Raw genomic sequence first — 16,354 nt, forward strand, 5'->3', positions numbered from 1 at the left:
GTTCCCCGCCGGGCCTGCGCCGCAGGGTCCTTCGCCCTGTCACCGTGGCGGGGGCAGGGCGTCGAGGGCAGCCGCGGTGACGACGTGGTCGAGGAGGTGCAGCGGGGCGGGCCGGACTCCGGTGGCGTCGGCGGCGTCCCAGTGGGCGAAGGCCCGCGGCAGGTCGACCAGGCCGTGGATCAGGGGCAGTTCGACGCGAAGCGGTGACGGACGGCCCGGGTCGGTGAGGTGGGCGTGGAGCAGCGACTCCAGACGACACGAGGCGAGAGTGCCGGGCAGCCGGGAGCGGACGGCGTGACCGGCGAGTGCGGCGGCCGGAAGCCCGGCAGGCAGCCGCGTCTCGGTGTGGTCGAGGGCGAGCAGCCCTCCACCGACGACGAGGACGTCCCGCTGCTCCCTCATACGGTCGAGTGCCCGCGAGGTGTCGAAGCAGTGCGGGAACGAGTCGTCGACGACGATCGTGCCGGGCCGCAGCCGGTCGATGTCCAGGAGAGCGGTGGCACCGCTGACCGCGGTGACGATCAGGTCGGCCTCGTACACCTCGGCGGGCAGGTCCCGGCCGGACTCGAGAACCTCCGTCCGCGTCCTGGGGCTGTCGGCGGACAGGTCACCGGCGAGAGCGCGCAGGCGTGGGCCGCTGCCGGGCAGATCGCACAGGAGCAACCGGGCCGGCGGGCGGGGACTGCGGGCCAGAAGCAGCCGCAGCGACGACGTGCCGATGGATCCGCAGCCGATGACCGCCAGGGTGCGTTCGGCCAGGTCGCGGCCGGTCGCGGCGAGGGCGGCCTGGACGGTCTTGACGACGGCGACGGTGGTCGCCGCGTGTCCGGTGGTGATCGCCGTCGGTGTGGCGGGGTTCTCCCGCAGGACGTCGTAGCCGTAGCCGGTCAGGGAGGGGATCATTCCGGCGAGCGAGACGCATCGCGCCCCGAGCGACGCGGCGTGCTCGACGGCGCGTGCGGTCCTGACGGACAGGTCACCGGCGGCGGCGAGTTCGTCGGCGAACAGCGGGAGCGAGACGAACCCGGACCTGCCGAGAGGAGTGTCCGTCTCCTCCAGAAGTGCGGCCCGGCCGTCGGGAAAGAGCAGGGCGCGTATCTCCTCCCGCTCCGGTGTCTCGTGGCTGGGCAGGCCGGCGAGGGCGGCGAGCTGGTGAGGTGCCGGCAGGTACCCCACGAGAGCGGCGTCGAGACCGGTGCCGGAGGCGCTCCGGGCCGAGCTTCCGCGACCCGGCTCCGGACGCCTGGTCCGGCCGCCTGTGTGCCGCGGTGTGCCGTGTGCCGACTCCGGCGACGAGATGTGCGCGGTCGCGGGCGGCGCGGTCCCGGCAGGTGCGGTCCCGGCAGGTGCGGTCCCGGCAGGTGCGGTCCCGGGTGGTGCGGTCCGCACAGCGTCCGCCAGATGTCGGCTCATCTCCGCCGCGAATCGCGTGAGTTCGTCGTCCGCGAGAGCGGCCGCCGAGGCCCGGGCGGTGACCCGCAGTCCTTCACCGTCCGCGGCCGGACGCACCGAGAGGAACACGTCGGTGCCCACCGGCGGCGGGGCGAGCGCGGTGTCGGCGTCGTCCGTGCGCAGGGCGAGGGTGCCGCCGGGAGGCGCTCCCAGGGAGGTGAAGTCGAGGAAGGTGAAGAAGAACTGGCCGGTACGAGGCAGTCCCTGGGCCGAGCGCAGGTCCATGGGCCCGGCGGTCCGGGCCGCGACCGTCTCGTCGGCGATCCGTCGCAGGTCCTCGCCGAAGGCGGGCGTGCGCGACTCGTCCGGCAGGGCCGGGCGCAACTCCACCGCCTCCGCGAACGGGCCGAACACCCGGTGCGCGTCTCGCGTGCTGTCCTCCCGCCCTGTGACGGCGAGCCCGAGCACGAGGTCGCGGCGGCCGGTGAGTTCCGTCAGCGCCCGGTAGTACGCGGTGAGCAGCGGCGCGTACAGCGTGCAACCGGATTCCGACGCGAGTCGGCGCAGTGCCCGGGTCTGCCCGGCGCCGAGGGTGAGGCTCGTGGTGCGGAACCCGGTCGGCGCTCCGACACGGTCGACCCCGGACGAGCGCAACACGGGTGCCGTGTAAGGGACTTGGTGATGGGTTCGGTACCGCTCCGTGTACGGGTCGGCGGCGGGAGGCCGCCCGGCGCGGAGCGCCACGTGGTCCTGGAAGGTCGCATGCAGGGGAGGCAGACCGTCGGGCAGACCACGGCCGAGGCGCTCGTACGCGGTGAGCAGTTCCCGCGCGAACAGGGCCGCGCTGTATCCGTCGCCGATGAGGTGGTGGGCGTGCACGAGCAGCACGTGTTCGTCGGTGCCGACGGTGAACAGCCGCAGGCGCAACAGCGGCCAGGCCCAGGGCTCGAACCTGCGCCTCGCCTCCTCGGCGACCCGTTGTCCGAGCAGGTCGGGGTCGACCAGCGTCTCCGTCTCGACGGGCAGGCGCAGGGAGTCCGGCAACTCCTGCTGCACGGGCGGACGGGCACCGGCGGGGAAGACGGTGCGGAGCATGGGGTGACGGGCCAGCAGGACGTCGACAGCCTGCTGGAAGACCTCCCCGCGCACGGGTCCGCTGAGCCGGAAGCGGGCCAGCCAGCCGGACCCCGCCCCGGGTGCGAGTGCTTCGGCGAGGAGGAATCCCCGCTGGGACGGGGTGAGAGGGAAGGGGCCCGGCGGCCCAGCAACCGGCCCTGGTCCCGGCTCCACTTCGGCCGAACCGGACTGCATGTCACCAGCATCAGCATCAGCGTCGGCGTCGGCGTCGGCGTCGAATCGCCCCCTGCGAGGGGCCACTTCGGGACATGTCCCGTCGGATCCGTCGGCAGAACGCGCCGCGTCCGCAGCGGAGGCGGCCGCGGCATCGATGGCCGCCGCCAGTGCGCTCGCCGTGCGGTGGGTGTAGACGGCGGTCGGCCTTGGCAGGACGGGGAGTTCGGCGCGCAGCCGGGCGAAGAGTTCCAGCACCATGATGGAGTCGCCGCCGAGTGCGAAGAAGTCGTCCTCCGGGAAGACCTCCGGCACGTCCAGGAGTTGGGACCACACGCGCTGCACGACGCGCTCCGTGGGAGTCGCGAGCGAGGCCGCGTGATCGGGCCCGTCACCCGCAGAGGTCCGCGCACGGGTCATGCGTCCGCCCGACGCGGGCTCGTCCTCTCGCGCGAGCCGGTTGCGGTCGATCTTGCCGCTGCCGGTCAGCGGCAGCGACGCCACGGGATGGATCCGGGTGGGCAGCATGTAGGGCGGCAGGACACGGGAGAGGAAGGCTCGCACCTCTCGGGGGTCGGCCTCGCCCGCCCCGTCCCGGATCTCGGCGTACGCGACGAGACGTCCCTCGCGCAGCAGCACGGCAGCGCGCGCCACGCCCGGGTGGGTCGTCAGAGCGGCCTCGACCTCTCCGAGTTCCACCCGGTGGCCGCGTACCTTGACCTGGTCGTCGAGCCGGCCGAGGAACTCCAGTACGCCGTCGACCCCACGGCGGACCCGGTCACCACTGCGGTACCAGCGGCGCCCCTCCCGCTCGGTGAAGGCCGCCGCCGTCAGCTCGGGGTCGCCCAGGTAGCCGGGGGTCAGGCCGGTCCCGGAGATCAGTAGTTCACCGGCCTCGCCGGGCCCGCACGGGTTCCCGTCCTCGTCGACGACCGTCAGGCCGGTCCCCGCGACGGGCAGGCCGATGGGCAGGTGCCGTACGTCGTCCGCCGGGCGGGAGTCGATGATGTGGCAGGTGGCGTTGATGGTCGCTTCGGTGGGTCCGTAGAGGTTGGAGATCCGTCGGCCGGGGCCGCCACCGCTACCCGCACCCGCACCCGAGGGAACGGCTTCGAGCAGGTCGAACCAGCGCCGCACATGTTCGGCAGGCAGTGCCTCGCCTCCGACGTGGACCCAGCGCAGGGCCGACAGGTCCGGGGTACGGCCGTCCTGCCGGGCACGGTGCTCGGCAGCGGTCAGCAGCCGCTCCCACAGGGTCGGCACCGAGCTCCACACGGTGATCCGGTCCTCCACGAGGCGGTCCAGGAGCGCTTCGGGGTCGCGCAGCAGGTCCCGGGTGAGGGTGTGCACGGTGGCACCGACGAGCAGCGGGGCGAGCAACTGGCGTACGGAGGCGTCGAAGCAGACCGAGGCGGTCTGCACGAGCCGGTCCTCCGGGCCGTAGCCGAAGGTGTCCACCGACCATGCGAGGTAGTTGGCCATGGACCGGTGGGTGACCGGTACGGCCTTGGGGCGCCCGGTGGAACCCGAGGTGAAGATCACGTAGGCGATGTCGTCGGGGCCGGGCTCCCGGGCCGGTTGCCGCACCGCCGACATGGGGCGGTCGGTCTCCACGAGTCCGAGTCCGAGTTCGAGTCCAGCTCCCGCCCCTCCTCCGCCCAGCTCGGCGGCGGCCGTCCTGTTCGTCTCGTCGAAGACCAGGACCCGCACCCCGGTACGGCTCAGCTGGTCGCGGTGTCGCGCGGCGGGGTGCGTGGCGTCCATGGGCACCCAACCGGCCCCCGAACGCAGGATGCCGACCACGCCCGTGACCGTGTCCGCGCCGGGCTCGGTCAGCAGTCCGACCAGGTCCCCGGCCTGTACGCCGTGTGCGCGCAGCCGGGCCGCGAGGGCGGCGGAGGCGTGATCGAGGGCCGCGTACGTGAGCGTGGTCCGGCCGGTGTCGACCGCGACGGCCTCGGGCGTGGCCCGGAAGCGTGCGCACAGCCGGTCCACGATCCCGTTCCCCGCCCCCGCCCCCGCCCCCGCGGACGAAGTGTGCTCGGGGTGCGCGGGGTGCGCGGGAGCGGTCGTCCGAGGCGTTGCCGTGGACTGCGCCGAGGCGGCCCGCAGTTCGTCGACGAACATGCCCGCGAGCTGTCGTACGGTCTCGGGACGGAACAGCCGCTCCGGGTAGTTCCACGACAGGCGCAGGCTCGCGTCGGCCTCCCAGCACAGGAGTCCGAGCCGGGTCGCGGCGGAGGCGGTCGCCGCCGCGGTCGGTGTCACGGTGACCGGCCGGTCGGAGCCGTGCAGCACGGGGAAGCGGGCGAAGCTGAAGCCCGCCTCCGCGGCCGTACGCGGCACCGGGCCACCTGCGGGCAGCAGCCGGGCGAAGTCGGGGCTGCTCAGGGTCGAGTGGGCCTCGGCCTCGCGCCAGATCCGCCGCAGCCGCCGGGCCAGTACGGTCACGGGTTCGTCGAGGTCGACGGTGGCGAAGACCGGCAGGGTGTCGGCCAGCGGCCCGACCAGACGGTCGATGCCTGCGAGCGGCATCTCACGGCGCGCCCGTGCCACGTTGACGGCGACGGACCGCCGACCGGTCCATCGAGCCAGGCAACGCCCGTACACCGCCAGCAGCAGGTGGAACAGCGAGACATCGTGCCGGGCCGCGGTCTCCCGAAGGGCGGTCGTGAGCGCCTCGTCGACAGCGATCCGGTGATGGGTGAACGGCGGGGCGGGCGGCGCCTCGGGGTCCCCGTCGTACGGCAGCGCGGGGGCCGTCGTCGCGGCGAGATGCCCGGCCAGTCGTTCACGCCAGTATTCCCGGTCCCGTGCGTACGACGCCGATCGCCGCTCGGCGGTGACGGCTGCCGCGTAGTCGGTGAACTCGGCGCGTGCGGCAGGGAGTTCTGGTATCTCCGTGCCCAGGGTGAGTGCGGTGTAGAGCGTCCAGAGGTCCTCGCCCAGCACCTTGAGGCTGTATCCGTCCGCGGCCGAATGGTGGACGGCCAGCAGCAGGTGGGCGAGATCCTGCTTCTCATGCACGAGGACTGCTCGGACCGGGTCCTCCACGGTCAGGTCGAACGGCCGGTTGCACAGGTCCCGTTCCAAACGGTCGAGGTCCCGGTCCGAACCCTGACTCGAGCCTCGGTCCGAGAGCCGGCCCAGGTGCTGGTCCTGGGCCGACGTCGTGGCGCGCCGCAGGTCCCGCACCTCGTACCAGCGAGGCCCGGTGTCGACGGGCTCGACGGGTACGACGTACTGGCCGGGCCGCGCGTCGTCCCGGGTGAGGCGCATACGCAGCATGGGGTGGCGGGCGGCGAGGTGAGCGAGTGCCAGGCCGAGCAGCTCGTCGTCGAGGGGTCCGCTGACGGTCTGGCGTACGTAGGCGAAGGCGGTGATGCCTTCGTGGAGTGTCTCGGTGGTGTGGAAGGCCAGCTGGACGGGCGTGAGGGGACTGGTGCGCCCGTCCGCGCCACGGCCCCCGCCCTGGCCTTCCTCGCTGTCGCCACTGTCCTCCGCGTCGCTGTCATGCACCTTGGAAGGCAAGGCAGTTGGCACGTACGTGTCGGTCACCGAAGGCGCTGCGAGGTGCCCGGCGAGTTCGCCGATCGTCCGGTACTCGAAGAGCAGGGTGGCGGGAAGGGATCCCCCGAGCTCCCTCTCCAGACGGCGCGCGAGGTCGACGGCGGTGAGCGAGTCCAACCCGAGCGTGAGGAACTGGTCGTCGTCCCCGATGTCCTCCGGCGCGCGATGCACCGCTTCGGCCAGCAGTCGGCGAACCAGATCCGCGATGTGGGCCGAGTCCGGTCCGGAGGTGCCTGCGGGCAGGCGGCCCTGGTGCTCCTGGGAGCCTTCGGGCGGTGCGGGACTCCCGCTGTCCGTCGCGGCGGCTGGTCCGGCGGGGCCGTGGCCTCTGTCGCGGTCGGCAGCCTCCCCCGGGTCACCGGGACCGGACGGGGGTGCCTCCGCGCGGCCCGTCACCGTCACATGGGCCGCGTCGACGCCGACGGCCGTGCGCAGACCCGCCAGGGCGGCCCGGGCGGACATCGGCGCGAGGCCCTGGGCCCGGAGCCGGGCGAGGGCCCGGGCGCCGCTCGCCAGACCCGTGTCGGCGACCGGGCCCAGACCGATCGCCTGCCACGGCCGGCCCGCGGCTCGTTCCGCTGCCGCGAAGGCGTCGAGGAAGGCGTTGGCGGCCGCGTAGTCACCGAGCGCTCCGGCCAGGCCGGGCAGCACGGACGACACCGACGAGAAGACGACGCACACGGCGGGTGCGTGGCCGTGCCGGCGCAGCGCCTCGGCGAGCAGCACGGTGCCGTCCACCTTCGCGGCGAGGACTCCTCGGACCTCCTCGTCCGACTTGCCCCGCAGGCTGCCCGGGACGGCCGTGCCCGCGGTGTGGAAGACCCCGTCCAAGGTCGGCAGGCCTGCGACCAGGGAGTCGATCGCGGTTTCGTCGGACACGTCGACCGCGTGGTACTGGGCCCGGGCGCCCCGGGCACGCAGTTCCGCGAGCAGGTCCCGGGGCGGCATCGCGGTACGCCCGACGAGGACGAGTTCAGGCGTGCCGCGCTCGGCGAGGTCGAGGGCGAGCGCGGACCCGAGGCCGCCGGCCCCTCCGGTGATGAGATGGGTGCCGTTCGGGGCCAAGGTCGTTGCCGCCGTGCCGGTGTCGCTCACGGCGACTGGCGTACGCGTCAGTCGGCGCCCCGCCCGCCACGCGACGGCGCCGCCCTCGCCGGAAGGAATGCGGGCGTACAACTCCCTTTCGACCGCGTCGACCCGGGAGTCCAGGAGGTCCCGCGAGGACAGGTCGACACTGCGGCAGGACAGTCCCGGATGTTCGTCGGGCAGGGCCAGCGCGAAGCCGTGCAGCAGCGCCTGCGCGGGACGAGGGGTCTCGGGGCCGGTCCCTGTGACGTGCACGTCCGCCGTGACGACCAACAGCCGCGCGCAGTCCGGGCCGAGCAGCGGCAGGATCTCGCGCAGCGAGGAGATGGCCGTGCGCGTCGTGGAGCCCGGGGAGCGGGAGTCGCCCGCGAGCCGGGGGTCCGCCCCGTCCACGCCGTCCTCGGCGAGCCACACCACGGCGTGCGGAGTGGCCGAGCGGGGAATGTCGTGCCGCGTCAGCACCCTCACACCGCGCACGGCGAGCCTGGCGGCGAGCGCATGAGCGAGTTCCGTGTCGGCGCCGGCCAGCCGTACGACAGCGGGGCCCGGCTCGGCGATGAGCGGGGCGTCACGCCAGACGAGTCGCCGCGGCACGGTCGGCGCACCGGGGGCGTCCACGGGTACGGCCACGGACGCGGACACCGGACTGTTCCGGGACGCGGACACCGGACTGACCGGGGACGCGGGCGCATCCACGTGTCCGGGCGCGGCACCGGCCGCAGGCTCCGCCCCGACGGGGAAGGCCGGCCCGGCGGCAGGATCCGGCCCGGGCGCGGAAGCCCGCACGGCCGGCGGGGTCGGCCCGGATGCCAGGTCCGGAACGCGCGGGGAAGCCGCTGGAGGCGCCTGGCCGGGGCCCGTCACCGCTGCGGTGTCGGGCAGCCGCGGCCAATGGCGGCTGCGCCGGAAGGGGTACGTGGGCACGGACACCCGACGCCGGGCCTCACCACCCCACGCCTCGCGGTCGCGGACGAGGGAGGATCCTCGCGTCCACAGACGCCCCACGGTCTCCAGCAGGGCCCGCGCCCCGGCCTCCCGGCCGTCCTCCCGGCTCGACGGGCCGAGGGCCGCCAGGACCGCCACGTCACCGGCCGTCGCCCCGTGTGCGAACGCGGCCTCGTCAGGTGCGGAAGCGACCGCGCGGACCGGGCCGCACAGGGTCTCACCTGGTCCGAGTTCGACGAAGGTGTCGAACCCCTCGTCGAGGAGCCGGGCCACGGCGGCGCCGAACCGCACCGGCCGTACGGCGTGTTCGCCCCAGTACCCGGGCGTCAGGTCCGGCCCCCACTGTCCGGTCACCGTGCTCAGCATGGGCAGGTCCGCCGGGTGGACCGTGAGTGCCTTCGCGGCGTCCCTCAGTGGGCGCAGGACCGGATCCAGCATCGGTGAGTGGAAGGCGTGCGAGACGTGGAGCCGCCGCGCGGCCACACCGCGGGCCGTCAGTTCCGCCACCGCCCGGCCGACGGCGTCCGGCTCACCTGCCAGCACCACTTGAGCGGGGCCGTTGACGGCTGCCACGCACAGCGTCCCGCCGGACGCGGTGACCAGGTCGGCCACCGCGTCCTCGGCGCACCGGACGGCCGCCATGGCCCCCGGCGCGGCGAGCCGGCCCACGAGACGCCCTCGTTCGGCGGCGAACCCGACCGCCTCGGCCAGGGTCAGCGTGCCGGAGACACACGCGGCGGTGATCTCGCCGACGCTGTGTCCCACGACCGCGTCGGCCCGTACGCCCCATGCGGCCAACTGCCTGGCCAGCCCCACTCCGAACGCCACGAGCAGAGGCTGGGCGACCTCCGTCCTGGCCAGTGCGGCGGGATCGGCGGTCTCGTCCAGGCACCATGCGGCCAGGGTGCGTCCGCGAACCGGCCCGGTCAGTGAGGAGGCCTCGTCCAGGACTTCGCGGAAGACCGGCGCCGACCGGTACAGGGCCCGTCCCTGGCCGGGACGCTGTGCTCCCTGTCCCGGCAGCAGGAACACCGTGCGCGGCCGGCGCCGTACCACCGTCTCTCCCTGCTCACGGGCGGCTTCGAGACGGTTCGCGAGGTCACCGTCGACGACCAGGGCGAGGCGGTGCCGTCCGTCGTCGCGGGCGGTGTTGACGGCGGCGCAGACATCGCCCTCGTCGAGGTCGGGACGGGCCCGCACATGTGCGGCCAACTCGGTGGCGGCGCGGATCAGCGCGTCCTCGTTGGATGCCGAAAGCGTCAGCAGGTGCGGACCGTCGGTGGACACGGGTGACGTGTCGGCGTCCTCCGTCGTCGTGGCGGCCGGCTCCGACCCGGCGGTACGCGCGGACAGGGCGCCGGGCGCGGGGGCCGGTGCCGTGGGCCGGGCGTCGCCGGGCGGCTCCTCCAGGACCGCGTGCGCGTTGGTGCCGCCGAACCCGAAGGCGTTCACACCGGCGACGAGCGGGCCCTTCGGGCCGTGCCATTCCTGGTGCTCGGTGACGAGCCGGAATCCCGGGGCGACCCGCTGGAGGTACGGAGCGGGCGGGGTGCTGTGCGGGGAGGGCGGCAGTTGCCGGTGCCCGAGCGCGAGAACGACCTTGATCAGGGCGGGCATGCCGGCCGCGTTGAGCAGGTGTCCCAGGTTCGCCTTGACCGAGCCCAGCAGGCGCGGGCTCCCGTCGGCACGAGGAGGGAAGGCGTGCCCGAGTGACTGGGCTTCGACGGGGTCGCCGATCGAAGTGCCCGTCCCGTGCGCTTCGACATAGGACACGGCGGATTCGTCGACACCGCACTCGCGGTAGGCCCGGGCGATGACCTCGCGCTGGCCACGGGGGCTGGGGGCCATCAGGCTCAAGGAGCGGCCGTCGTTGTTCACCGCTGTGCCACGCACGAGGGCGAGCACCGGGTCGTCGGCGCGCCGGGCGTCGTCGAGGCGGGCGAGGACGAGGGCCGCGCCGCCCTCTCCGGGCACGAACCCGTCGGCGTCGGCGCCGAACGCCCGGCACACGCCGGTCGGGGACAGCGCGCCCGTCTGCTCCAGCAGCCGGTGCCCGGTCGGGGTCAGGCCGAGGTTGACGCCGCCGACCACGGCGAGGTCGCACTCGCCGGCCAGCAGGCTGCGCCTGGCCAGGTGCAGGGCGACCAGTGCCGACGAGCACGCGGTGTCGACGGCGAGCGCCGGGCCGTTCAGGTCCAGGATCTGTGAGACGCGGGCGGCGATCAGGTTGGGCAGGTTGCCGGTGAGGGCGGCGGGGTGGCGTGCGAGGTCGCCGTCCGCGGACTCGGTGAGGATCTCGCGGTAGCCGCTCTCGCCGGTGGCGGCGAACACACCGATTCTGCGGCCGGCCCGCCGGGGCCCCGCGTATCCGGCGCGTTCCAGGGCCTCGTGGGCCAGCTCCAGGAAGATCCGCGCCTGGGGGTCGGTCGCGCGTGCTTCCGTGTCGTCCATGCCGAAGAACTCGGCGTCGAAGGCGCCCGGGTCCGCCAGGTAGGAGCCGTGGCGGGTGCGCTCCCCGGCGGCGCCCGTCCGTCGGTCCTCGGGGGCGGGGCCGACCGTGTCGCCTCCGGCGGCGAGGAGCTCCCACAACGCTTCGGGCGTTTCGGCACCGGGGAAGCGGCAGGCGGTCGCGAGGACGGCGACGGCCGCTCGGGCTTCGGTGGTTCCGTTCGTCCCGGGGGCCGCACCTGCTTGCGGTGGGGGTCCGCCGGCCTCGCCCCGGAGCGGGACGTCGGGAGCGTCGTCGGCGAGACGCGCCGGCCCCGCACTTCGACCGTCCGGGCCGAGGCCGTCCCACGGCCCGTCGGAACGGCGGCCCTCTTCGTTCTCCGCTCCCCCGCCCGCGGGCAGGGTGAGGATGTGTCCGGTCAACGCCGCCACGGTGTCGTGGTCCCGCAGGTCGCGAGGTTCGAGGGTGACGGCGAAGGTGTCCTCCAGCCGGGCGAGCACCGTCATGGCCTTGAGCGAGGAACCGCCGAGGTCGAAGAACCGTTCGTGTGGGCCGATCTCGGCTTCGGAACGGTCCAGGACGCGGGCCCAGACACCGAGGACCGACCGCTGAACGTCTCGTGCGGTGCGGGGTGTCGTGGTCGGCCCGTGTGCCGGACGCGCCTCGTGCGCCGGGCGGTCCGGCGTACCGCCGTCGGCGGCCGGGACGGAACGGGCCGTCGGCACGGCACCGGCCACGCGCGCCTCGACAGCGGCGTAGGCACCGGCTTCGAACCGGGTGCGCAGTACGCCGCGGCGCAGTTTGCCGCTGGTCGTGCGGGGAAACGCCCCGGGCGGCAGGGGCAGCACCCGCACGTCGTCGTGGCCGAGCATCTCCCGTACGCGGAAGGCCGCGGCCCGCAGCACGGGGGCCGCGGTCGCCATCGGCGGTCGAGCCCACTGCACGAACGCGACGACCCTTTCGCCACCGTTGTTGGGGTCGGTGGACCCGATGACCGCGACGGTGCCTCCGGGCAGCCCCGGGGTGGCGGCGACGATCTCCTCCAGGTCCGGCGCGTGGAACGTGCGCCCGTTGACGAAGACCACGTCCTTGTGGCGGCCTGTCACGCACAACCGCCCGTCGGCGAGGAAGCCGAGGTCTCCCGTACGGAGCCGGCCGTCGGCGAACGCGGCCGCGCTCGCCTCGGGCGCCCGGTGGTATCCGCGCCCCAACTGGGGCCCGCTCACCTCGACATGACCGACACACCGGTCTGCGAGGGTCCTGCCGGAGCCGTCGGTGACGCGTACCTCGCAGCCTTCGACGGGGTGGCCCAGGTCCATCAACTCCACCGCGTGTGGGCCGGGTTCGGTGGCGACCGCCCGGCCGCGGCCGAGGGCGGCCCGGTCCAGTACGTGCGGTGCCGCGATCTCCCCCAGCGGCGGTACGGTCACGGCGAGCGTGGCCTCGGCCAGCCCGTACACCGGCAGTGGGGCCCGCGCGTCCAGCCCCGCCGACGCCGTCAGTCCGGCGAACTCCCGCCACACCCTCGGGGCGATCGGCTCGGCGCCGACGAGCATCACCCGTACGCAGCCGAGGTCGAGCCCGGTCAGGGCGGTCCGCGGCACTCGTCGCACCACAAGGGCAAGGGCGAAGTTCGCGGCCGAGAGCACGGTCGCGCGGTGTCGTGCCACGGCTTCGAACCACAGGGCCGGGCGTTTGGCGAAGGACAGCGGTTCCAGTCGCACCTGCTTCAGGCGCGTGGCCATGGGCACCAGATGGGTGCCGATCAGGCCCATGTCATGGAAGTACGGCATCCAGCCCGCGAGCACGTCGTCCGCGGTCAGCGCCGCGGCGACCTGGATCTGACGGAGATTGGCGAGGATGCCCGCGTGGGTGAGTTCCACGCCTTTGGGGGTTCCGGTGCTGCCCGAGGAGAACTGCAGGAACGCGATGTCCTGCGGAGCGGGCCGGGGCAGCCGCGAAGGTGCGCGGCCTTCCCGGAGTGCGTCGAGTGTCAAGGTGCGTATCTCGCCGTGGACGGCGGTGACCAGCGGCTCGGTGCGCCCGTCGACCACGACGGGTGGCCTGCCGAGGAGTTCCCACACCGCCTCCACGCGGCGTGCGTCGGGGGCGAGCGGCACCGGTGTGAGGCCCGCCGCCAGCGCGCCCCAGAACATCGGCTGGAAGTCCTCGCCCAGGTCGGCGACCAGTGGCACCGGCGCGCCCGGGGCCACGCCGGCGGCGATGAGGCCGCCCGCCACCCGCAGTGCCTCGTCCCGGAGTTCGGCGAAGGTGACGATGTGCTCGCCGCCGTCCCCGCGGACATGGACGATGGTCTGACCGGGTGCCTCCTGCGCTGCCTTCAACAGCACATCGAGAAGCGCCTCTTCACCGTTCGGACCCCCGCCTGACCTGATCACTCGCGCACCCTAACAAGATCGCCCCTCCGCGAAGGGGCTAGCCGGGACGCCGCGACCGGCCCGCGCGCGTCTGCCCCCGGCCCGGCTCGTCACGGTGACGGCACCCGGATCCGGCGGCACGGCAGAGAGGACGACCGCAAGGCCCTCGCGCGTTCCATCAGGTGAAGGTCGGGTGGAGTGAACCACGCCTCAAGCAGGGGCAGTCGGCCCCGGCCGATCTGCCGTGGGCTCAGCTGCCGCTGTGCCCGTCCGCTCCGGCCGGGCGGAAGCAGGCCGTCACGGTCTTGCCGTGCCGCTGGCACCGCATCCCCCAGTCGTCGGCGAGCATCCGCACGATCCCCATTCCGCGACCGGACACCTCGCCCGCCCCGGGTTCCCGCTGCCGCGGCAGCTCCGGGTCCTCGTCGTGGACGCTCACATGCAGGCAGTCACCGTCCCAGGTGAGAACCAGATGGGCGTCGCTGTGCGCGTGGACATGGGCGTTGGTGATCAACTCGGACACGGCCAGGACGACGTCGTCGACGGTCTGTGGTTCGTCGGCGGTCCATGGCAGGGACTCCAGTTGTGCGCGTGTCCACTCCCGCCCCGCACGCACGCCGCCCGACATGGGAAACGAATGTGCCCAGCCCATCGCCTTGATCGCCACCGACTGCTCCCTCCATGTGTTCGTCACTCCCGTCCATGGACCGGGTACCCGGCAGTCGCGTCCACAGGCATCCCGTCCGATCGGCGGCAGCGCCGCGGAGCGTGCACGAGCACCGGCAGTGGCCGGTGGAACTCACGGGCCCGGTACGGCAGGGAGCGCGCGTCGGCACAGAAGTGAGGAGCCCGGCGAGGGGCGTCGGCGGCGCTGAGCCCTCGCCGGGGGTCCGGCTGCTTCACCGGCGGTCGTGCGGGAGCGGCGGTGAGCGCCGGTCACTTCTGGCGGAGCAGCGTGCACACGGCCGACTCCTCGACGGCGCGGACCTTGCGCAGCAGGTCCGGGGTGGTGGTCCGGTTCACCTGGGTGGTCAGCGAGAAGGTGAGGGAGTGCCGTCCGTCCGGTGTCGCCGCCATCAGCTGGGTGTAGCCGGGGGTGTTCCCGGTGTGTCCGAGCACCACCCCGCACCGTGTGTCGTAGCGGAAGATCGCGAGGCCCGCCGAGTTGCGGCCGGGGCCGGCCGGTTCGGAGGCGCCCTCCACCCATCGGCGCTGCTCCCGCAGTACGGCACGGGAGGTGAGCGCGCCGCTCGCGTAGCCGCGGACGAACCGGTTCATGTCCCGCGGGGTGGAGAGGATTCCGCCCGAGGCCCACACGCCCGAGGCGCCGATGAGCTCGCTGACGTCCACCGGCGGTTCCACCGGATCCATGGCGTAGCCGTGCATGAAGGGCTCCGCCATCTCGTAGCCCTGCGGGAGGCTCGTGCGGCGCAGGCCCAGGGGCCGGTGGACGATCTCGCGGAGCAGTGCCTCGTAAGGGCGGCCCGTCACCGCCTCCGCCATGAGCGCGACAGCGATGTTGTCCGAGTTCGAGTAGTGGTACCGGGTGCCGGGCCGGAACGCGAGAGGCACGCCGCGGACGAAGTCGAGCAGTCGTCGTGAGTCGAAGTGACGGCGGGGATCGGCTGCGATGAGGCGCTGGAATCGCGGATCGCGGCTGTAGTCCGGCAGTCCGCTGGTGTGCTGGAGCAGTTGCCGCAGCGTGACACGTGACCAGGCACGCGGCAGCTGGGGCAGTCGCTTGCCGATGGTGTCGTCGAGGCCCAGTGCGTGGCGCTGGACCAGGTGCAGGGCCACCGCGCCGCTGAAGGCCTTGGCGGTACTGGCGATCCGGGTCTGGTCGCCGGGGCCGATGGGCCGACCGGTCGTCAGGTCGGCGACGCCCGCTCGCAGTACGTGACGTCGGTCGCCGTTCTGCAGGAGGACCACCACGCCCGGCGGGCCGCCGGGCGTGGCGACCAGCTGGTCGAGCTGTCTCTGCAGTCGGCCGAGGCGGTCGGTGTTCGCGTCACCGGGTCCGGCGGCGGCCGGATACGGCACCCCGCTCCCGATGGAGACGGCGACCAGCAGGGTGGCCAGTCGAAGGCGCAGGCGGGGGCTGTACCGAAGAGGCATGGAAGTTCCCGGGTGGAGGAGGTCAGAACACCCCCAGCATCCGCGCGTGGCGGACCCGGCGCTCGCGGCCCTGCTCCATCCAGCCGATCAAGGTGCCCGGTACCGAGTCACCGGGGCCGGGTCTCGCTCGGGGGCCGGTCACTGCACCTGACGGTCGCCGGGGGGTGCGGCCTGAACCCTGTCCCGTGTCCGGGCACGCCGAGGTGCGCGCCGGCGGTGTCGGACCTCAGTCGTTCGACGGGGTGGCGCGGATCGCGGCGATGTCGAGCTGGAGGCGGACCTTCTCGCTCACCATGGCGCCGCCCTCGGCCAGCCTGGAGTTGTATGTCAGGCCCCATTCGGAGCGGTTGATGGTGGTGGTGCCGTCGAAGCCGACCCGCTCGTAGCCGAACGGGTCGGTGACGTGCCCGATGTAGGTGAGTTCGAGGACGACGGGACGCGTCCTGTTCTTGATGGTGAGGTCGCCGGTCATCCGGTAGACGTCCCTGTCCGCGAGTTGTACGGAGGTGCTGAGGAAACGCATGTGCGGGTAGGCGGCGGCGTCCAGGAAGTCCCGTCCGGCGAGGTGGCTGTCGCGTTGGTCCACGCCCGTCTGGACGCTTGCGGTGGACAGCACGATCTCCGCCCCTGAGCGGGTCGCGTCACGGCCGTCGAAGTAGAGGCGGCTCTGGTAGTCCGTGAAGGCCCCCCTCACCGTGGTGACCATGGCGTGCCGGACGGAGAAGCCGATCCTGCTGTGTGCCGGGTCGACGACCCAGTTCCCGGTCAGGGTTGTCAGGTCGGTGTCCGGCTGACCGGGGCGAGGGAAGTCGGGGCCGTCGGCCGGTTCGACAAGGGTGGTCGAGCGGCGGGACGAAGCACCTCTATTAAAAAGATTCATGACTCACCTAGCTATTGTGCAATAGATATTTCCGCAAGCCGAACCAAGATCCATGAGTTTACCGGACTCATACCCGCCGACCGGCTGGTAACCCTCGCCGGAACGATGGGTCACAAAATCCACACACCCGTTACCAAGCCCTCGGGAGGCGCGGAGCGCCCGTCCCGCCCGGGGGCACTCCGTGCCGCGCGGACCTCCCGGGCCGAACGCCTCAAAATGACATGAATTCCGCATGCCCGAAAGATCGAT

General features: G+C 73.4%; 4 protein-coding genes. All 4 read right to left on the reverse strand.

All coding sequences use genetic code 11. The annotated features are described in order from the left end of the window. Positions 1-39 precede the first annotated feature (39 nt). Complete coding sequence (locus tag O1Q96_RS28975) at positions 40-13,077, reverse strand: amino acid adenylation domain-containing protein (RefSeq protein ID WP_419586965.1); 13,038 nt, start codon at positions 13,075-13,077, stop codon at positions 40-42. 283 nt (positions 13,078-13,360) lie between these two features. Continuing rightward, positions 13,361-13,777 (reverse strand): ATP-binding protein, encoded by a 417-nt coding sequence (locus tag O1Q96_RS28980; RefSeq protein WP_269250959.1) that lies wholly within the window; start codon positions 13,775-13,777, stop codon positions 13,361-13,363. A gap of 269 nt (positions 13,778-14,046) precedes the next feature. After that, positions 14,047-15,225 (reverse strand): serine hydrolase domain-containing protein, encoded by a 1,179-nt coding sequence (locus tag O1Q96_RS28985; protein WP_269250960.1) that lies wholly within the window; start codon positions 15,223-15,225, stop codon positions 14,047-14,049. 226 nt (positions 15,226-15,451) lie between these two features. Beyond that, positions 15,452-16,105, reverse strand: a complete 654-nt coding sequence (locus O1Q96_RS28990; RefSeq protein WP_269250961.1) for a YceI family protein — start codon at positions 16,103-16,105, stop codon at positions 15,452-15,454. Between the last annotated feature and the right edge of the window lie 249 nt (positions 16,106-16,354).

Origin of the sequence: Streptomyces aurantiacus, from assembly GCF_027107535.1 — a bacterium.
GTDB lineage: Bacteria > Actinomycetota > Actinomycetes > Streptomycetales > Streptomycetaceae > Streptomyces.

Coding starts and splice junctions, on each gene's coding strand:
- O1Q96_RS28985 (WP_269250960.1), bottom strand. CDS start 15,225: ATGCCTCTTCGGTACAGCCCCCGCCTGCGCCTTCGACTGGCCACCCTG.
- O1Q96_RS28990 (WP_269250961.1), bottom strand. CDS start 16,105: ATGAATCTTTTTAATAGAGGTGCTTCGTCCCGCCGCTCGACCACCCTT.